We start from the raw sequence: 18,051 nt of genomic DNA, 5'->3' as shown, positions 1-18,051 counted from the left end.
CCCTTTTCCGGCAGTTCATGATACAATCCATAGAGGAGTAAAGAGCAAGGAGAGAGATTATGGACAAGAAATTATCAATTGCGATCGACGGGCCGGCCGCTGCCGGAAAAAGCACCGTTGCTAAAATAGTGGCTGAGAAAAAATCATATGTGTACATTGATACAGGAGCGATGTATCGTGCCATTACATATACGGCGCTCAAGCAGAATGCCGATTTAACCGATGAAGCCGCGCTTACAGAGCTGCTGAAGCATACGGAAATTGAGCTTGTATCCGCTCCGGAAGGACAAATCGTTCTGGTAAACGGAGAAGATGTGACAGAAGAAATCCGAAAAGACGAAGTCAGCAACCAAGTATCAATCGCCGCCAAGCATAAAGGCGTCAGAGAAGAAATGGTCAAAAGACAGCAGCAGCTCGGAGAAAAAGGCGGTGTCGTCATGGACGGCCGTGATATCGGTACTCACGTGCTGCCTGATGCCGAAGTGAAAATTTTTCTGCTCGCGTCCGTAGAGGAAAGAGCGAAGCGCCGATATGAAGAGAATAAGAAAAAAGGCTATGACGTGAATTACGAGACGCTCATTGAAGAAATTGCCAGACGCGACAAACTCGATTCAGAGAGGGAAGTTTCCCCGCTGCGCAAAGCGGAAGACGCGATTGAAATCGATACGACGTCACTAAGCATTGCCGAAGTCGCAGGAAAAATTCTGGAGATCGTCGATCAGAAATCACGTTAAGCCCGGGCGGAGCGCTTTATAATTTTTTTCGAAAGACAAGATGTTATTGCTTGACAAACCAGTCCATTTATTAGAAGTTAATACTAATAAAACTTTTTATTGATCATTCAAAATCTTTTTTGGATGATTCTTTAATACATATTCGGCTGAAAAGCGGACATTCACATGTTCAGCTTTCAAACCGTATTAATTAAGCTGTGTAGGTTTGGACCAAGGAGGTTATTCAAATGACAGAGGAAATGAATCAAATTGATGTTCAAGTGCCAGAGGTTGGAGATGTAGTAAAAGGGATTGTGACAAAGGTAGAGGACAAGCATGTAGATGTCGAAATTGTCAATGTCAAACAGTCCGGAATCATTCCAATCAGTGAATTATCAAGTCTTCATGTAGAGAAAGCATCGGATGTCGTAAAAGTTGACGACGAGCTTGACCTGAAAGTAACAAAAGTGGAAGACGATGCTTTGATTTTATCTAAACGTGCCGTTGATGCTGACCGCGCTTGGGAAGACCTTGAAAAAAAATTCGACACAAAAGAAGTGTTTGAAGCTGAAGTGAAAGATGTGGTGAAAGGCGGTCTCGTCGTTGATATCGGCGTTCGCGGCTTCATTCCCGCATCACTTGTCGAAGCTCATTTCGTCGAGGATTTCACTGACTATAAAGGGAAAACCCTCTCTCTTATCGTCGTTGAACTCGACCGTGATAAAAACCGGGTGATTCTGTCACACCGGGCTGTAGTTGAAAAAGAACAGACAGCCAAAAAGCATGATTTTCTCCAAACGCTTGAGGTTGGAAGCGTGCTTGAAGGAAAAGTGCAGCGTCTGACTGATTTCGGCGCATTTGTCGACATCGGCGGAATTGACGGGCTTGTTCATATTTCGCAGCTGTCTCATTCACACGTCGAAAAACCGTCTGACGTGGTGGAAGAAGGTCAGGACGTAAAAGTGAAAGTACTGTCCGTAGACCGCGATAACGAGCGTATTTCTTTATCTATTAAAGAAACGCTGCCGGGACCTTGGAGCCAGATCGGCGAAAAGGTAAAACAGGGAGATGTGCTTGAAGGAAAAGTGCAGCGCCTTGTAAGCTTCGGCGCCTTCGTTGAAATTCTTCCGGGCGTGGAAGGACTTGTGCACATTTCGCAAATTTCCAATAAACATATCGGAACGCCGCATGAAGTGCTTGAAGAAGGACAGACTGTTAAAGTGAAAGTGCTTGACGTGAACGAAAGCGAAGAGCGCATTTCCTTAAGCATGCGTGAGCTTGAAGAAGCGCCGAAAGCCGATCAGGAGGACTTCCGCCAATACCAGGCGAAAGAAGAGCCGAGCACCGGCTTCCAGCTTGGCGATTTAATCGGAGACAAGCTTAATAAATTAAAATAAATTGGTGATAAAACGTGACACGAGCAGAACGAAAAAGAGAACATATAAATCATGCGCTGTCTACCGGCCAAAACCGGGAAACGGGGCTTGATGATATTACGTTTGTTCATGTCAGCCTACCGAACCTAGCATTGGAAAAAGTGGATATATCAACGAAAATCGGCGGACTCACAAGCAGTTCGCCGATTTTTATCAATGCGATGACAGGCGGCGGCGGACAGCTTACATACGAAATTAACAGATCGCTGACAAGAGCTGCGCGCAAAGCCGGCATGCCGCTGGCTGTCGGTTCGCAAATGTCAGCTTTAAAAGATCCCTCCGAACGGTATTCTTACGAGATCGTCAGAAAAGAGAATCCGGACGGGCTGATATTTGCCAATTTAGGCAGCGAGGCGGATGCCGAGCAGGCGAAAAGGGCAGTTGATATGATTCAAGCAGATGCCCTGCAGATTCATTTAAATGTGATTCAGGAGATCGTCATGCCAGAGGGTGACAGAAGCTTTACTGGCGCTCTCGGCCGTATTGAGCGGATTGCGGCGGAAGCGGGAGTGCCCGTTTTTGTCAAAGAAGTCGGCTTCGGAATGAGCAAGGAATCGGCACGGCAGTTATTTGATGCCGGCGCAGCAGCAGTTGATGCCGGCGGATACGGCGGTACAAATTTCTCTAAGATCGAAAATATGCGCAGAGAGAAGGCGCTTCAATTTTTTAATACGTGGGGAATTTCCACTGCCGCAAGCTTAGCGGAAATCCACTCGCTCTCCGCTGATCAATCAATTATCGCATCCGGCGGGCTGCAAAGTGCCCTGGATGTCGCCAAATCGATTGCCCTCGGTGCTTCCAGCGCGGGAATGGCGGGCACTTTCCTGAAAGCTCTCACCTCTAAAGGAGAAGAGGGCCTGTTTGACGAGATGACGGCGCTTTTACAAGAGCTGAAAATGATTATGACCGCCCTCGGATGCCAATCGGTTGCCCAATTGCAAAAGGCGCCTTTGGTCATAAAAGGTGACACACATCACTGGCTTTCTGAACGGGGAATTGACACATCCCGTTTCAGCAGACGTTAAAAGGCATGCGGACCCGCATGCCTTTTTCTGTTTTTTACGATTTTCTTTTTCGGAATTCCCCGTTTTGCTCAAGGCTTGTCGCTCCTTTATGGTGAATCGAATCATCGCGATCAGATTCCACTCGTCGGGAGGCTTTCAGTTTTTTCTCCTGTCTGTCTTTTCCCATCCTTATCCGCTCCTTTCAGGCATAATTGGTTTAAAAAATGCGTTCCCGCTCCATACTGATCAGAGGAGGAGCGATTATGGAACCGTTTTATTATTACTGGTCAATGTGGTTTTTATGGATACTTGCGACTTTTATTTTTGCCAAAACGAAAAGCCGTTTTTACGTATCAGTCTTTATTTTGACTAATATGATGGCAAGCATACATCAGATTACGGCTTATTTTACGCTGAATGCGGCATATGTCATGTTTTTTGCTGCGGCATTTGTTTATGCGGGAAGCCTCGGCATGCATAAACGGCTCCGTAATATTGTGATTCATCTGACGGCGGCTGCGGCGTACGGCTTTATTTTTCTTTTTGCATTATATGATCCTGTTTGGTTTATCATAAAACCTGAATGGGCGGCGGTTATACTGCTTACCGTTATTACGCTTTCCGTTGAGGGGCGGTTCCCTGAGAGGCTTTGTCTTTTTGTTCTCGGCATGTGCCAGGGGGAGCTATTGTATGCTGCGGTCATCCGCAATATTGCGGGTGCGGCAGCCGTCGGTGATTATAAATGGCTTTCAGGCTGTTCGGCGGGAGTGATTCTGCTCGTCGGGCTGACTACATATGAACAGCTTGCGGCGCGCATCAGCCAAAAAAGCAAAAAGCAGGGCAAAGGAGCGACAAAAATGTCTTGAAAACAGACGAAGACTGTTACATGAATGCGAAACATTTTGAAGAATACATTGTGATCTCAGTGAAAACTGATATAATAAATGAGTTAAGCCCTTCTGTTTGAAGGGTTCTTTTCATAGCGAAGATGATTTTTAATAACCGGTTGAACAATTTTTTGTGAAAATGTAAGCGGCTGGATTGAAAGGAAGGGTACTATGGGTAAACCTGTCGTAGCCATTGTCGGAAGACCGAATGTGGGAAAATCCACAATCTTTAACCGGATTGCGGGTGAAAGAATTTCAATAGTAGAAGATACCCCCGGAGTGACGCGGGACCGGATATACAGTTCGGCGGAATGGCTGAATTATGATTTTAACCTGATTGATACGGGCGGAATTGATATCGGAGACGAACCGTTTCTGACACAGATCCGCCAGCAGGCTGAAATCGCCATGGACGAGGCTGATGTGATCATCTTTATGGTGAACGGCCGCGAAGGTGTGACGTCTGCTGATGAAGAAGTGGCAAAAATACTGTACCGGACAAAAAAACCGGTCGTATTAGCCGTTAATAAATTAGATAATACCGAAATGAGAGCGAACATCTATGACTTTTATGCGCTCGGCTTTGGAGAACCGTATCCGATTTCGGGCACACACGGTTTAGGATTGGGAGATTTGCTCGATGCTTGTGCCGAGCATTTTAAAAACATTCCGGAGACGAAGTACAGTGATGATGTCGTTCAATTCTGCCTGATCGGCCGCCCGAATGTCGGAAAATCATCCCTTGTCAATGCGATGCTCGGCGAAGAGCGGGTTATCGTGAGCAACGTAGCCGGAACGACTAGAGACGCTGTGGATACGGCGTTCACCTACAATCAGCAGGAATTTGTAATCGTTGACACGGCGGGAATGAGAAAAAAGGGTAAAGTATATGAAACAACAGAAAAATACAGTGTGCTTCGGGCGTTAAAAGCCATTGACCGCTCAGACGTCGTCGGGGTTGTGCTGAATGCAGAAGAAGGCATCCTTGAGCAGGACAAGCGGATCGCCGGATACGCCCATGAAGCCGGGAAAGCCGTCGTCATTATCGTAAACAAATGGGATGCCGTTGATAAAGACGAGCGCACGATGAAAGAATTTGAACAGAATATTCGGGAACATTTCCAATTTCTTGATTATGCGCCGGTGCTGTTTATGTCGGCACTGACGACAAAGCGGATTCATACACTCATGCCTGCGATTATTAAAGCGAGTGAAAACCACTCTCTCCGCGTGCAGACAAATGTCTTAAATGATGTCATCATGGATGCGGTCGCCATGAATCCGACTCCGACGCACAACGGCTCCCGTCTGAAAATTTATTATGCGACTCAAGTCGCTGTTAAGCCGCCGAGCTTCGTTGTTTTTGTCAACGATCCGGAACTGATGCATTTTTCTTATGAACGCTTTTTAGAAAACCGAATCCGGGACGCTTTCGGATTTGAAGGTACGCCAATTAAAATATTTGCAAGAGCAAGAAAATAAAAAGGTGTGATACAGAGATGAAAAAAGTGGCAATGCTTGGAGCGGGAAGCTGGGGCACTGCACTTTCTTTAGTGCTGGCTGATAACGGACATCAAGTTATGATGTGGGGACACCGTGCCGAATTGATCGATCAAATCAACGATCTGCATGAAAACAAAGATTACCTGCCGGGGGTGGAGCTATCAAGTTCTATCATCGGTACAGCTGATTTAAACGAGGCTTTAAAAGGAGCGGACTTCATCATTGTGGCAGTTCCGACAAAAGCCATTCGGGAAGTGCTGAAAAAGGCTCTGCCGTACATCCCGAAACAATCGATTTTTGTTCATGTCAGCAAGGGAATTGAGCCGGATTCGCTTCTCCGTATTTCAGAATTAATGGAAGAGGAGCTGCCTGAGGAGTACAGAAAAGACATCGTCGTGCTTTCAGGGCCGAGCCACGCTGAGGAAGTCGGATTAAGACACCCGACGACTGTTACATCATCTTCAAAAAATATCAAGGCTGCAGAAGCGGTTCAGGATTTATTCATGAACCAGCATTTCCGCGTCTATACCAATCCGGATATGATCGGTGTTGAAATAGGGGGAGCGTTAAAGAATATCATCGCTCTTGCAGCGGGGATTACAGACGGATTGGGATACGGAGATAATGCAAAAGCGGCCTTAATCACCCGAGGTCTTGCTGAAATCGCCAGACTCGGCACAAAGATGGGCGGAAATCCGCTCACCTTTTCCGGCCTGACCGGCGTAGGCGATTTGATCGTGACGTGTACAAGCGTTCATTCCCGAAACTGGCGCGCCGGCAACCTGCTCGGCAAAGGATATAAGCTGGAAGCTGTCCTGGATAAGATGGGGATGGTTGTTGAAGGCGTGCGGACGACGAAAGCTGCGTATCAGCTGTCTCAAAAATACCAAGTGAAAATGCCGATCACAGAGGCGCTTCACCAAGTATTATTTAACGGGCAGAAGGTAGAAACGGCCGTAGAATCCTTAATGGCCAGAGTGAAAACCCATGAGATGGAAGACTTGGTCAACACATTCGAAAACCGGGTGAAGTGACAATAACATGCCGTCAGCATATTCTGAAGTGACGAAAGTCCAAAACGCAGAACTCTCCGGCTGAAATCGCTTAAAACATTTGCTGATTTAGGCAGAAGAGGATGCAGACGTACGCATCTGCGCATACTATAGCATCGAAGTCCAAGAGAGTGTATCTCAGACGTACAGGTGAATATAGTCAACTTGACTGAAGCAAAGTCCCCCTCTTTGCTTCAGTTTTTTTGTTTTTTCAATAGATGGAAAACCTGTTGATCTTTTCAACATTTGTATATTAAAATGAAATATAACGCTTACAATGATGGGACGGGGGGCACGAACGTGAGTGTGGCATTGATGAAAATGTGGTTTGCGCTTGGTGCTATGGGATTAATGTTTGTTGCGGTGGCCTCTATTTATGTCAGCAGGTACAAAGTGAAAAACAAACTGATAAAAGCAGCGGTTTCTTCACTCGCTTATGCCTGCATGGTCATCTCGGGATTGATCGTGTTAATGGTCGTTTTCAGCGGGCCTGTCAATGAATAAAGCAAAAAGGGGGCGCGGAATGCATAAGTTTAAAATGGCCGTCATAACGGCAATGGCGGTGCTTCTGCTGTCCGGCTGTCTGTACCCTGAAGCGGAAAAAACTGAAAATAAAGTATCTTACAAACATCAGCTTCAGCAGGTGCAAGCGGCAGTGGATGAATTTAAAAAGGCGAACGGCGGACTTCTGCCGATTCAGACAAAAGATATGAAAACACCGCTCTATCAAAAATATCCGATAGATTTTAAGCGGCTCGCGCCCAGATACATAGAGGAGCCGCCGGCCTCAGCTTATGAAAGCGGAGGAATGTACCAATACGTGCTTGTCGACGTGGAAAATAAGCCGACCGTCAAGCTGGTCGATCTCCAAATGGCGGAAGCAATCCGCGACATGAAGCTGCGTGTCAAAATGTATCAGGAAAAGCATACATATCCTCCCTATGAGGACGCCGTTTCAAAAGGGCTGTTCACTTTAAATAAAAAAAAGCTCGGCATGAAAGACTCTCCTTCAGTCAAAAGTCCGGTTTCAGGCACGTCTCTGCCGCTTTTAATCGGCGCTGACGGAGAAATCTATGCCGACTATCGCGTCGATCTAGCCCGCTGCCTGAAGGAAAACAAAAAGAAAATCAAACCGGGCGCGGAAATTCAGGATATTTTATGGAAAGAGACTCCTTTCGTCCCGGCCTTTTCAGTCACATACACCGTAAATGAAAAACAGGAACCCGTTTTTTTAGAAAGTCAAACGAAACAGGAATGAACCTTTTTCCCGCGCATACAAATAGGGAGAAAGGTTTTTTTGATTTTGATAGAAAAGACTGCCTGAAAATTTTCTAAAGATGTCATATTGAAATAGGACAACGTCATACACATATAGTGTCCTGTATTTGATTGGAGAATGGTGAATGAAAAATGATAAGGATAGGAAGTCCGGGAGGGGATCACTTGGAAAAGGTCGATATTTTCAAGGATATCGCTGAACGAACAGGGGGCGATATATACTTAGGAGTCGTTGGCGCTGTCCGTACAGGGAAATCTACATTCATTAAAAAATTTATGGAGCTCGTGGTGCTCCCGAATATCAGCAATGAGGCCGATCGAGCGCGGGCGCAGGATGAGCTTCCGCAAAGCGCAGCAGGAAAAACGATAATGACCACAGAACCAAAATTTGTCCCGAATCAAGCCATGTCCGTTCATGTCGCGGAAGGACTTGATGTCAACATCCGTCTTGTGGATTGTGTGGGATATACGGTTCCCGGGGCGAAGGGATATGAGGATGAAAACGGCCCGAGAATGATCAATACACCTTGGTACGAAGAACCGATTCCCTTTCATGAGGCAGCGGAAATCGGTACGAGAAAAGTCATCCAGGAACACTCCACAATCGGGGTCGTCATTACGACAGACGGCTCAATCGGCGATATTGCGCGGGGCGATTACGTGGAAGCGGAAGAAAGAGTCATCGACGAGCTGAAGGAAGTCGGCAAACCGTTTATTATGGTCATCAACTCGGTAAAACCGTACCACCCGGAAACAGAAGCGCTCAGAGCTGAATTAAGCGCGAAATATGATATTCCCGTCCTCGCCATGAGTGTTGAAAGCATGCGGGAAACAGATGTGTTAAGCGTCCTCAGAGAAGCGCTTTACGAGTTCCCTGTGCTGGAAGTCAATGTCAACCTTCCGAGCTGGGTCATGGTGCTGAAGGAAAATCACTGGCTCAGAGAGAGCTACCAGGAATCAGTGAAAGAAACCGTAAAAGATATTAAACGCCTGCGCGATGTCGACCGGGTTGTCGGCCACTTCAGTGAATTTGAGTTTATTGAAAGCGCCGGTCTGGCCGGAATCGAACTTGGCCAGGGTGTCGCAGAAATTGATTTGTATGCGCCGGATCATTTATATGACCAGATTTTAAAAGAAGTGGTCGGTGTTGAAATCCGGGGGAAAGACCACCTGCTTGAATTAATGCAGGACTTCGCCCACGCGAAAAAAGAATATGATCAGGTATCAGATGCGCTGAAAATGGTGAAACAGACCGGCTACGGCATTGCCGCCCCGGCCTTAACCGATATGAGCCTTGATGAACCGGAAATCATCAGACAGGGATCAAGGTTCGGAGTAAGGCTCAAAGCGGTCGCTCCGTCCATTCATATGATCAAAGTGGATGTGGAAAGTGAATTCGCGCCGATCATCGGGACGGAAAAACAAAGTGAAGAGCTTGTCCGCTACTTAATGCAGGACTTTGAAGATGATCCGCTTTCTATCTGGAACTCCGATATTTTCGGCAGATCATTGAGCTCTATCGTAAGAGAAGGAATCTCCGCAAAACTGTCACTCATGCCGGAAAATGCGAGATATAAACTGAAAGAAACGCTGGAGAGAATTATTAACGAAGGCTCAGGCGGCCTGATCGCCATTATTTTGTAAGCTGAAGGACCTCTTCCTGAAACGGGGGGTCTTTTTTTATTCTTTTTAGATACTGGAAATCAATCAAGGATTAGGAGGAAAAAAGCAAAAAAAGGAATATTTGTTCGGTAAAACACGTGAAAACCTTGACGAGCAAGGGATTGAGGCTTTAAAATGCTTGATATGGCTTTTTATATGTGTTACTCTACATACAGAAAATCTTCACTTTGTTGGACAAACATTCCTCAAAGTGTCTGTTTTCTTATGAAAAGCCGTTTACTTGTCTGTTCTTCCCTGCTTTGATTTTTTATCAGACAGGTTTAGAATCAGGCTGAACTGTGAAGAAATGATAATAAACTGCTGATTTGATACCCTTTTGGGAGGAGGTGAAAGGCATGAACAAGACAGAACTAATCAATGCGGTTGCTGAAGCAAGCGAATTGTCTAAAAAAGACGCTACAAAAGCAGTTGATTCTGTTTTTGATACGATTTTAGATGCACTTAAAAACGGTGATAAAATCCAACTGATCGGTTTCGGTAACTTTGAGGTGCGCGAGCGCTCTGCACGTAAAGGACGTAACCCGCAAACAGGTGAAGAAATCGAAATCCCTGCAAGCAAGGTACCTGCTTTCAAACCAGGTAAAGCTCTTAAAGACGCTGTTGCAGGAAAATAATTGTGAATATAGATCGTGTATGCATCTGATACATACACTTTGTTTCTTCACAGAAAAGCCCCTTGATAAAGGGGCTTTTCATATTTAAGCAGCCTCGGTCACCGGGCAGGACTTTCGTTTTGCTTTTGGCGCGGCAAATGTGCTAGAATCGAAATTAAATGTATTCAATGGTGGAGGACACAGACAATGAAAGAAGTTAATAAAGAACAGATTGAACAGGCGGTTCGCCAGATTTTAGAGGCGATTGGAGAAGACCCGGACCGGGAAGGGCTTTTAGATACGCCGAAACGCGTGGCAAAAATGTACGCGGAAGTATTCTCGGGATTAAATGAAGACCCGAAAGAACACTTTAAAACCGTTTTCGGAGAAGACCATGAGGAGCTTGTTCTTGTAAAAGATATCGCGTTTCATTCCATGTGTGAACATCACCTTGTTCCTTTTTACGGAAAAGCGCATATTGCCTACATTCCGCGCGGCGGCAAAGTGACGGGCCTGAGTAAATTGGCGCGGGCGGTGGAAGCCGTCTCAAAACGCCCGCAGCTGCAGGAGCGCATCACTTCAACGATTGCCGAAAGCATCGTAGAGACCTTAGATCCCCACGGCGTCATGGTTGTCGTCGAAGCTGAGCATATGTGCATGACGATGAGGGGCGTAAGAAAGCCGGGTGCAAAAACAGTGACTTCCGCTGTAAGAGGTATTTTTAAAGATGATGCAGCGGCGCGTTCCGAAGTGTTAGAACATATTAAACGTGCGGATTAATAATGATAGAGGGTGCAGATATGAATTCCAAGCATTCAAGTGATTTTGTCGTCATTAAAGCGGTCGAGGATGGCGTGAACGTCATCGGTTTAACGAGAGGAACGGATACGAAATTTCACCATTCCGAAAAACTGGACAAAGGCGAAGTAATTATCGCTCAGTTTACTGAGCATACCTCTGCCATCAAAGTGAGAGGCAACGCCCTCATCCAGACCGCTTACGGAGAAATGAACAGCGAAAAAAAATAAGCCGGCTGTTTCCCGCTTTTGCCAAATGCCCGCAAACGGCGGGAGAATACAGCCAATTTCTTTTTTTTATGCTATAATGATACCTGCGTATAATAATGACGAGTAAATCTCATACATATTAGAATAAATGTGAATTTGGGGACAAGGGTGATATTTTTGCAAGACATCTACGGAACTTTAGCGAATCTAAATACGAAATTAAAACAAAAGCTGTCTCATCCTTATTTAGCGAAACATATTTCTGCGCCTAAAATCGATGAGGATAAGCTTCTTCTTTTTCACGCTTTGTTTGAAGAGGCGGACATTAAGAACAACGACAGAGAAAATTACATAGTAACTGCGATGCTTGTCCAAAGCGCCCTTGATACCCACGATGAAGTGACAACAGCCAGAGCGTTAAAGCGAGACGAAAATAAAAACCGGCAGCTCACCGTGCTTGCCGGCGACTATTTCAGCGGACTGTATTATTCGCTTTTATCTGAAATGAAGGATATCTATATGATACGGACGCTCGCTACGGCAATTAAAGAAATCAATGAGCATAAAATCCGTCTGTACGATCGGTCTGTCAATGACTTGAATCAATTGATCGAAAGCATGGCGATTGTGGAAGCGGCCCTGTTTCACAGAGTGTCAGACCACTTTAATCTTCCGCGCTGGAAAGAGCTGGCGAGTGATTTTTTTGTATATAAGCGGCTGATGAACGGCAATGCTATATTTCTCGATGTCATCGGCAATATTGTAAAGTCAGGGAAATCAAAGGCTGACATAATGGAAGATAGCTTCCGAAAGGCAAAGCAAAGCATTGAAACGCTGCTGCCGCTCAATTCACCAATCCAAAACCTAATGCTGAACCGGCTTACGGCGATCAGCCGGGACAAAACATATCATCAGAAAGTGGAAGAAGGGTAATCAACATGCAGGAGTCAAAAGAACAGCGCGTACACGGCGTGTTTGAAAAAATCTATAAAAATTATGACCAAATGAACTCTGTTATCAGTTTTCAGCAGCATAAAAAATGGCGCGATAAAACGATGCAGATCATGAATGTAAAAGAAGGCGCAAAAGCGCTTGATGTCTGCTGCGGAACGGCTGACTGGACGATTGCCCTCGCAGAAGCGGCCGGAAAAAGCGGCGAAATCAAAGGACTGGATTTCAGCAAAAATATGCTGAGCATCGGTGAGAAAAAAGTGAAAGAGGGCGGTTACAGCCAAATTGAGCTTTTGCACGGAAATGCGATGGAGCTTCCTTTCGCTGATGATTCTTTTGATTTTGTCACCATCGGCTTCGGGCTGCGAAACGTTCCCGACTATCTGACCGTGCTGAAAGAAATGCGGCGGGTCGTCAAACCGGGCGGGCAGGTCGTATGTCTGGAAACATCCCAGCCGGAAATGTTCGGATTCAGACAGGCATATTTTCTTTATTTTAAATACATCATGCCTTTCTTCGGAAAAATGTTTGCGAAGAGCTATAAAGAATATTCTTGGCTTCAAGAATCGGCAAGAGAATTTCCCGGTATGAAAGAACTTGCGCGTCTGTTTGAAGAAGCGGGCCTGACGAATGTCAAATACCATTCGTTTACCGGCGGAGTGGCCGCTACGCATATCGGTTGGAAATGATGAATATACAGATGTTTGGGTGAATGATATGAAATTTAAAATGGCCTATTCTTTTTTAAATGACGATATTGATGTGATCGAAAGGGAGCTTGAGCAAACGGTGCGGTCAGACTATCCCTTGCTGAGTGAAGCCGGGCTCCATCTGCTCCAGGCGGGAGGCAAGAGGATCCGCCCCGTTTTCGTATTGCTTTCCGGCATGTTCGGCGACTATGACATTAATAAAATAAAATATGTTGCGGTGACGCTGGAAATGATTCATATGGCGTCCCTCGTGCATGACGACGTCATTGATGACGCCGAGCTGCGGAGGGGAAAACCGACCATCAAAGCCAAGTGGGACAACCGCATCGCCATGTATACCGGTGATTATATGCTAGCGGGCTCACTTGAGATGATGACGAGATTGGATGAGCCGAAAGCCCACCGGATCCTGTCCAAAACCATCGTAGAAGTATGCCTCGGAGAAATTGAACAGATCAGAGATAAATACAATATGGAGCAAAACCTCAGAACCTATTTGCGCCGCATCAAACGGAAAACGGCTCTTCTCATTGCCGTCAGCTGCCAGCTCGGCGCCATCGCTTCGGGAGCTGATGAGAAGATTCACAAAGCATTATATTGGTTCGGTTATTACGTGGGCATGTCCTATCAGATTATTGACGACATTCTTGATTTCACTTCAACGGAAGAGGAACTGGGAAAACCGGTCGGAGGGGATCTGCTGCAAGGAAATGTCACTCTGCCCGTTTTGTACGCGCTCCGTCAGCCTGAATTGAAAAATCAGCTGAAATTAATTAACAGTGAAACAACACAGGAGCAGCTCGCCCCCATTATTGAAAATATTAAACGCACAGACGCGATTGAAAAATCAATGGCCGTCAGTGACAGGTACTTAAAAAAAGCGTTTGAAAAACTGAATACACTGCCGAGAGGACGTGCGCGCTCATCATTGGCCGCCATCGCCAAATATATCGGCAAACGGAAATTTTAAATTCCTTTTACGAACAAGATGTGAACATTCTCCGCCCTGGATTGATTAATTGTCAGAAAGATGTTACGATTTCGGTGTGCAACTTGAAAGCCTATACATAATGATGGGGTGGAGAATCTTATGGAAAAAACTTTTATCATGGTAAAACCGGACGGCGTACAGCGCCAGCTGATCGGAGAGATTTTATCCAGATTTGAGCGTAAGGGCTTACAATTGGCAGGAGCCAAGCTAATGCAAGTTTCAGAACAGATGGCTGAAAACCATTATGCTGAACATAAAGGGAAGCCGTTTTTCGGCGAGCTTGTGGAATTCATTACATCAGGACCCGTATTTGCAATGGTATGGGAAGGGGAAAATGTAGTAGAGATCACAAGACAGCTGATCGGAAAAACGAACCCGAAAGATGCACTGCCGGGCACGATCCGCGGTGACTACGGCATGTTTGTCGGCAAAAATATCATTCACGGTTCAGACTCCTTAGAAAGCGCTGAGCGGGAAATTCACATTTTCTTTAAACAGGAAGAGCTTGTACCGTATCAAAAATTAATGGCCGACTGGGTGTACTAAGCCGTCAGCCTTTCTTTTTCTCGTATTATGAAAAGGTTTACATCATTTATGAAAGACAGAGGCTGCGCCGCCCTGTCTTTTCGTTTCTCACAAATCAGCCCGCGGGCTGATTTTTTTATTGAAATCGTACAATTTCGACAGAAAACAGGCTATACTAGGACAAAAGACAGCGAGATTGGGAGAGAAGCAATGGAGCCTTACGACATTTTTATCACCAAGTGGAAACAAATAACCGGCGTTGATTTATCTTTATACAAAGAAGCACAGATGAAAAGGCGGCTGACGTCCCTTTATGAAAAGAAGGGGTTCAGAGATTTTCAGGAATTTGCCGCCGCTTTGGAAAAGGACAAGCTTTTATTAAACGAAACATTGGACAGAATGACGATCAATGTTTCTGAATTTTACCGAAATTATAAACGGTGGGAAGTTCTTGAAACCTCAATTCTTCCGTTAATAAAGCATAACAAACCGTTAAAAATATGGAGTGCGGCCTGTTCAACGGGAGAGGAGCCCTATACTTTGGCTATGATTCTCAATCAGCAGACGGGACTGGCCGGATTTGATATATTGGCGACAGATATTGATGAAAAGGCGCTAAGCAAAGCCAAGCGGGGCATCTATCAGGAACGCTCGCTGCAAGAGGTGCCGGCTTCCGTGAAAAGCCGTTATTTCACCAAGCAGGCTGACAGCAGCTATCAAGTAAAACAAGAGATTCAGAAAAACATCCGGTTTAAGCGGCACAACCTGCTTGCCGACAGCTATGAACAGGATTTTGACCTGATCGTCTGCCGCAACGTCTTTATTTATTTTACTGAAAAAGCAAAAGAAGAGCTGTATGTGAAAATGGCGGGCAGTCTGAAAAAGAACGGAATTCTGTTTGTCGGCAGTACAGAACAAATTTTCAGCCCGGAAAAATTCGGCCTTGAGAGCACTGATACATTTTTTTATCAAAAAAGATAGAAGACATTTAATGAAAACTTGTGTTATAGTTTTACTTAAAAGCGTTAATGCGATGAAGGGAGAAAAAAGAAATGAGATACTTAACAGCCGGAGAATCACACGGTCCGCAGCTGACGACAATTATAGAAGGTGTGCCTGCGGGGCTTTATATAACTGAAGAAGACATTAATTTTGAGCTTGCCAGACGTCAAAAAGGGCACGGCCGCGGACGCCGCATGCAGATTGAAACGGACAGAGCGAAGATCACAAGCGGTGTGCGGCATGCCCGGACACTCGGTTCACCTATCGCGCTCGTTGTAGAGAATAAAGATTGGACCCACTGGACAAAAATCATGGGCGCCGCACCGATTACAGAAGAAGAAGAAAGTGAAATGAAACGCCAGATTTCAAGACCGAGACCGGGACACGCAGATTTGAACGGTGCTATTAAGTATAATCACCGCGATATGAGAAATGTGTTAGAACGATCTTCCGCGCGTGAGACAACGGTTCGCGTGGCTGCCGGAGCCGTCGCTAAAAAGATTTTAGCGGAGCTTGGCATTAAAGTCGCCGGGCATGTCCTGCAAATCGGCAGCGTAAAAGCAGAGAAAACCGATTACACATCCATTGAGGATCTCAAACGGGTAACGGAAGAATCACCGGTCAGATGCTACGATGAAGAAGCTGGCCGTCAAATGATGGCAGCCATTGATGAAGCGAAGGCAAACGGCGACTCGATCGGCGGAATCGTTGAAGTGATCGTCGAAGGTATGCCGGTCGGTGTCGGAAGCTATGTCCACTATGACCGTAAGCTGGACAGCAAGCTCGCTGCTGCCGTTCTGTCGATTAACGCGTTTAAAGGCGTAGAGTTCGGCATCGGTTTTGAAGCGGCCGGTAAAAACGGCAGTGAAGTTCATGATGAAATCGTATGGGATGAAGAGAAAGGCTATACACGCGCCACAAACAGGCTCGGAGGATTAGAAGGCGGTATGACGACGGGAATGCCGATTGTCGTCCGCGGCGTTATGAAACCGATCCCTACTTTGTACAAGCCGCTGAAAAGCGTCGACATTGAAACGAAAGAACCGTTTACAGCGAGCATTGAACGTTCAGACAGCTGCGCGGTTCCGGCAGCAAGTGTAGTGGCTGAAGCAGCAGTGGCCTGGGAAATCGCAAATGCCGTCGTCGAACAATTCGGGCTTGACCAGATCGACCGCATTAAAGAAAATGTTGAAAACATGAAAAAACTATCGAGGGAATTCTGATGAAAGAGCTTGAGGTTCGGACAGCTTCCTCCGCATATCCCGTGTATATCGGTGAAGGCATAAGGAAACAGGCCGCTGCCCTTTTGTCTTCACTGAACAGGCCGCTGACAAAGATCCTTCTCGTCATCGATGCTGAAGTTGACCGGCTATACGGTGATGAGATGTTCCGGCTTTTAAACGAAACATGGCCCGTGAAAAAAGTGATCGTTCCAAGCGGAGAAGAAGCGAAGTCTCTGAAAGAGTATGAACGGATTCAAACGGAAGCGATCGCTTTCCATATGGACCGCTCCTCATGTATGATCGCCTTCGGAGGCGGCGTGACGGGTGATTTGGCCGGCTTTTGCGCAGCAACTTTTATGCGCGGAATTGATTTCATTCAAATGCCGACGACACTGCTTGCCCATGACAGCGCGGTCGGCGGCAAGGTGGCCGTCAACCATAAACTCGGAAAGAACTTAATCGGCGCGTTTTATCAGCCGAAAGCGGTGATTTACGATACGGAGCTACTGAAAACCCTGCCGGAACAAGAGCTGAGATCGGGTATGGCTGAAGTGATCAAACACGCGTTTATCGCCGATCATGCTTTTTTAGAAAAACTTCTCACGTTTGACACGTTGCAAGGACTGACAAGCGCTGAGCTGAATGAAATGATTTATAAAGGAATTTCAATCAAATCGGCCGTCGTGCGTGAGGACGAAAAGGAAGAGGGGATAAGAGCTTTTCTGAATTTCGGCCATACGCTCGGCCATGCCGTTGAGGCGGAATACGGCTACGGCCGGATTACACATGGAGATGCGGTCGCCCTCGGCATGCAGTTTGCCCTTTACGTGAGTGAACAGGTTGCTGGATGCAAGATGAACAGAAAAGAACTCACGCAATGGCTGATTGGGCTCGGCTACCCGGGAAGCATCAGACAAGATATTGAAACGCCGGTTCTCTCCGCCCGGATGATGAATGATAAAAAAACGCGCGGAGGCATGACACAGTTCATCGTGTTAAAGGAATTAGGCGAAGCGCGGGACTGCATGCTTTCAAAAGATGAGCTCGAAAATTTGCTGAACAAATGGCGAATGGAGGAAACAGCATGATGATACGCGGCATTCGCGGAGCAACAACGGTGGAACAAGACACCGAACAAGAAATTTTAGAAAAAACACAGCAGCTGCTTGAAAAAATCATTGAACAAAATGGATGCAAGCCGGAAGACGTTGTGCAGATCCTGTTATCCGCCACGCCTGATATCCATTCCGTATTTCCGGCAAAAGCGGTCCGCCGCCTTTCCGGGTGGCAGTACGTCCCGGTGACGTGCATGCAGGAAATGGATGTCACCGGTGCTCTGCAAAAGTGTATCCGTGTCCTGATGACGGTTCAGACGGATGCGCCTCAGGATGAAATCAAGCATGTCTATTTAGAAAAAGCCGTTGTGTTAAGGCCGGATTTATCATTGACAAAAAATACTGACATGTAATACGATAAACAAAGCTTAGAAATAC

General features: G+C 46.1%; 21 protein-coding genes. 20 read left to right on the top strand and 1 reads right to left on the bottom strand.

Features of this window, described 5'->3' with window-relative positions; translation table 11 throughout:
• Nucleotides 1–59 precede the first annotated feature (59 nt).
• The 3 genes from cmk to fni all read left to right on the top strand — a co-directional run bounded on the left by cmk (nt 60) and on the right by fni (nt 3,174).
• Nucleotides 60–734 (top strand): (d)CMP kinase, encoded by a 675-nt coding sequence (gene cmk, locus G9F75_RS11460; protein WP_014418267.1) that lies wholly within the window; start codon nt 60–62, stop codon nt 732–734.
• Nucleotides 735–961: 227 nt separating this feature from the next.
• The gene (gene rpsA / locus G9F75_RS11455; RefSeq protein WP_003153426.1) at nt 962–2,110 is read left to right on the top strand and encodes a 30S ribosomal protein S1; all 1,149 of its coding nucleotides are present in this window, start codon (nt 962–964) and stop codon (nt 2,108–2,110) included.
• A 14-nt stretch (nt 2,111–2,124) separates the two neighbouring features.
• Nucleotides 2,125–3,174, top strand: coding sequence for a type 2 isopentenyl-diphosphate Delta-isomerase (fni, locus tag G9F75_RS11450; protein ID WP_167409108.1), 1,050 nt, complete (start codon nt 2,125–2,127; stop codon nt 3,172–3,174).
• A gap of 34 nt (nt 3,175–3,208) precedes the next feature.
• Here the strand turns inward: fni and G9F75_RS11445 are convergent, their stop codons facing one another.
• Nucleotides 3,209–3,340: a YpzI family protein gene (locus G9F75_RS11445; protein ID WP_003153429.1), complete on the bottom strand. Its 132-nt coding sequence runs from the start codon at nt 3,338–3,340 to the stop codon at nt 3,209–3,211.
• A 76-nt stretch (nt 3,341–3,416) separates the two neighbouring features.
• On the opposite strand from G9F75_RS11445, the gene G9F75_RS11440 reads away from it, so the two are divergent.
• The 17 genes from G9F75_RS11440 (at nt 3,417) to aroH (ending at nt 18,026) form a co-directional block, all read left to right on the top strand.
• Nucleotides 3,417–4,019, top strand: a complete 603-nt coding sequence (locus G9F75_RS11440; RefSeq protein WP_012117870.1) for a YphA family membrane protein — start codon at nt 3,417–3,419, stop codon at nt 4,017–4,019.
• Between the two features lie 192 nt (nt 4,020–4,211).
• The gene (gene der, locus G9F75_RS11435; protein ID WP_003153433.1) at nt 4,212–5,522 is read left to right on the top strand and encodes a ribosome biogenesis GTPase Der; all 1,311 of its coding nucleotides are present in this window, start codon (nt 4,212–4,214) and stop codon (nt 5,520–5,522) included.
• 17 nt (nt 5,523–5,539) lie between these two features.
• Nucleotides 5,540–6,577, top strand: coding sequence for an NAD(P)H-dependent glycerol-3-phosphate dehydrogenase (locus G9F75_RS11430; RefSeq protein ID WP_029973642.1), 1,038 nt, complete (start codon nt 5,540–5,542; stop codon nt 6,575–6,577).
• 318 nt (nt 6,578–6,895) lie between these two features.
• Entirely contained in the window at nt 6,896–7,099 is a 204-nt protein-coding gene (locus G9F75_RS11425; RefSeq protein WP_003153435.1) for a DUF2768 domain-containing protein, read from the top strand.
• A 19-nt stretch (nt 7,100–7,118) separates the two neighbouring features.
• Nucleotides 7,119–7,853: a hypothetical protein gene (locus tag G9F75_RS11420; protein WP_014418263.1), complete on the top strand. Its 735-nt coding sequence runs from the start codon at nt 7,119–7,121 to the stop codon at nt 7,851–7,853.
• Between the two features lie 185 nt (nt 7,854–8,038).
• Nucleotides 8,039–9,517 carry a stage IV sporulation protein A gene (spoIVA, locus tag G9F75_RS11415; RefSeq protein WP_003153438.1) on the top strand — a complete coding sequence of 493 codons (1,479 nt, stop codon included), beginning with the start codon at nt 8,039–8,041 and terminating at the stop codon, nt 9,515–9,517.
• A 374-nt stretch (nt 9,518–9,891) separates the two neighbouring features.
• Complete coding sequence (gene hbs, locus G9F75_RS11410; RefSeq protein WP_003153447.1) at nt 9,892–10,170, top strand: non-specific DNA-binding protein Hbs; 279 nt, start codon at nt 9,892–9,894, stop codon at nt 10,168–10,170.
• A gap of 186 nt (nt 10,171–10,356) precedes the next feature.
• Nucleotides 10,357–10,929 (top strand): GTP cyclohydrolase I FolE, encoded by a 573-nt coding sequence (gene folE / locus G9F75_RS11405; protein ID WP_003153448.1) that lies wholly within the window; start codon nt 10,357–10,359, stop codon nt 10,927–10,929.
• Nucleotides 10,930–10,949: 20 nt separating this feature from the next.
• Nucleotides 10,950–11,177, top strand: a complete 228-nt coding sequence (gene mtrB, locus G9F75_RS11400) for a trp RNA-binding attenuation protein MtrB (protein WP_003153449.1) — start codon at nt 10,950–10,952, stop codon at nt 11,175–11,177.
• Nucleotides 11,178–11,333: 156 nt separating this feature from the next.
• Nucleotides 11,334–12,089, top strand: a complete 756-nt coding sequence (hepS, locus tag G9F75_RS11395) for a heptaprenyl diphosphate synthase component 1 (RefSeq protein ID WP_021494244.1) — start codon at nt 11,334–11,336, stop codon at nt 12,087–12,089.
• Nucleotides 12,090–12,094: 5 nt separating this feature from the next.
• On the top strand, nt 12,095–12,796 hold the full coding sequence (gene menG / locus G9F75_RS11390) for a demethylmenaquinone methyltransferase (protein ID WP_003153453.1): 702 nt from the start codon (nt 12,095–12,097) through the stop codon (nt 12,794–12,796).
• Nucleotides 12,797–12,824: 28 nt separating this feature from the next.
• Entirely contained in the window at nt 12,825–13,787 is a 963-nt protein-coding gene (hepT, locus tag G9F75_RS11385; RefSeq protein ID WP_003153454.1) for a heptaprenyl diphosphate synthase component II, read from the top strand.
• Between the two features lie 120 nt (nt 13,788–13,907).
• Nucleotides 13,908–14,354 carry a nucleoside-diphosphate kinase gene (ndk, locus tag G9F75_RS11380; protein ID WP_007409456.1) on the top strand — a complete coding sequence of 149 codons (447 nt, stop codon included), beginning with the start codon at nt 13,908–13,910 and terminating at the stop codon, nt 14,352–14,354.
• A 189-nt stretch (nt 14,355–14,543) separates the two neighbouring features.
• Nucleotides 14,544–15,314, top strand: a complete 771-nt coding sequence (locus G9F75_RS11375) for a protein-glutamate O-methyltransferase (protein WP_021494243.1) — start codon at nt 14,544–14,546, stop codon at nt 15,312–15,314.
• 71 nt (nt 15,315–15,385) lie between these two features.
• A complete protein-coding gene (gene aroC / locus G9F75_RS11370; protein ID WP_003153459.1) occupies nt 15,386–16,558 on the top strand; it encodes a chorismate synthase in 1,173 nt (390 codons plus the stop codon).
• On the top strand, nt 16,558–17,646 hold the full coding sequence (gene aroB, locus G9F75_RS11365; protein WP_014305310.1) for a 3-dehydroquinate synthase: 1,089 nt from the start codon (nt 16,558–16,560) through the stop codon (nt 17,644–17,646). Before aroC ends, aroB begins: the two co-directional genes overlap by 1 nt.
• Nucleotides 17,643–18,026, top strand: a complete 384-nt coding sequence (gene aroH, locus G9F75_RS11360) for a chorismate mutase (protein ID WP_061862332.1) — start codon at nt 17,643–17,645, stop codon at nt 18,024–18,026. Before aroB ends, aroH begins: the two co-directional genes overlap by 4 nt.
• Nucleotides 18,027–18,051: the final 25 nt, after the last annotated feature.

The organism is Bacillus sp. EKM208B, assembly GCF_011800725.1.
Lineage (GTDB): Bacteria > Bacillota > Bacilli > Bacillales > Bacillaceae > Bacillus > Bacillus velezensis.
The sequence above is the reverse complement of the archived record's forward strand: the minus strand, read 5'-3'. Positions and strand labels throughout refer to the sequence as shown.

Bases quoted from the DNA above. Each gene is read 5' to 3' on its own strand.
- cmk (WP_014418267.1), top strand. From the start codon at position 60: ATGGACAAGAAATTATCAATTGCGATCGACGGGCCGGCCGCTGCCGGA.
- rpsA (WP_003153426.1), top strand. From the start codon at position 962: ATGACAGAGGAAATGAATCAAATTGATGTTCAAGTGCCAGAGGTTGGA.
- G9F75_RS11445 (WP_003153429.1), bottom strand. From the start codon at position 3,340: ATGGGAAAAGACAGACAGGAGAAAAAACTGAAAGCCTCCCGACGAGTG.
- G9F75_RS11440 (WP_012117870.1), top strand. From the start codon at position 3,417: ATGGAACCGTTTTATTATTACTGGTCAATGTGGTTTTTATGGATACTT.
- der (WP_003153433.1), top strand. From the start codon at position 4,212: ATGGGTAAACCTGTCGTAGCCATTGTCGGAAGACCGAATGTGGGAAAA.
- G9F75_RS11430 (WP_029973642.1), top strand. From the start codon at position 5,540: ATGAAAAAAGTGGCAATGCTTGGAGCGGGAAGCTGGGGCACTGCACTT.
- G9F75_RS11420 (WP_014418263.1), top strand. From the start codon at position 7,119: ATGCATAAGTTTAAAATGGCCGTCATAACGGCAATGGCGGTGCTTCTG.
- hbs (WP_003153447.1), top strand. From the start codon at position 9,892: ATGAACAAGACAGAACTAATCAATGCGGTTGCTGAAGCAAGCGAATTG.
- folE (WP_003153448.1), top strand. From the start codon at position 10,357: ATGAAAGAAGTTAATAAAGAACAGATTGAACAGGCGGTTCGCCAGATT.
- mtrB (WP_003153449.1), top strand. From the start codon at position 10,950: ATGAATTCCAAGCATTCAAGTGATTTTGTCGTCATTAAAGCGGTCGAG.
- menG (WP_003153453.1), top strand. From the start codon at position 12,095: ATGCAGGAGTCAAAAGAACAGCGCGTACACGGCGTGTTTGAAAAAATC.
- hepT (WP_003153454.1), top strand. From the start codon at position 12,825: ATGAAATTTAAAATGGCCTATTCTTTTTTAAATGACGATATTGATGTG.
- ndk (WP_007409456.1), top strand. From the start codon at position 13,908: ATGGAAAAAACTTTTATCATGGTAAAACCGGACGGCGTACAGCGCCAG.
- G9F75_RS11375 (WP_021494243.1), top strand. From the start codon at position 14,544: ATGGAGCCTTACGACATTTTTATCACCAAGTGGAAACAAATAACCGGC.
- aroC (WP_003153459.1), top strand. From the start codon at position 15,386: ATGAGATACTTAACAGCCGGAGAATCACACGGTCCGCAGCTGACGACA.
- aroB (WP_014305310.1), top strand. From the start codon at position 16,558: ATGAAAGAGCTTGAGGTTCGGACAGCTTCCTCCGCATATCCCGTGTAT.
- aroH (WP_061862332.1), top strand. From the start codon at position 17,643: ATGATGATACGCGGCATTCGCGGAGCAACAACGGTGGAACAAGACACC.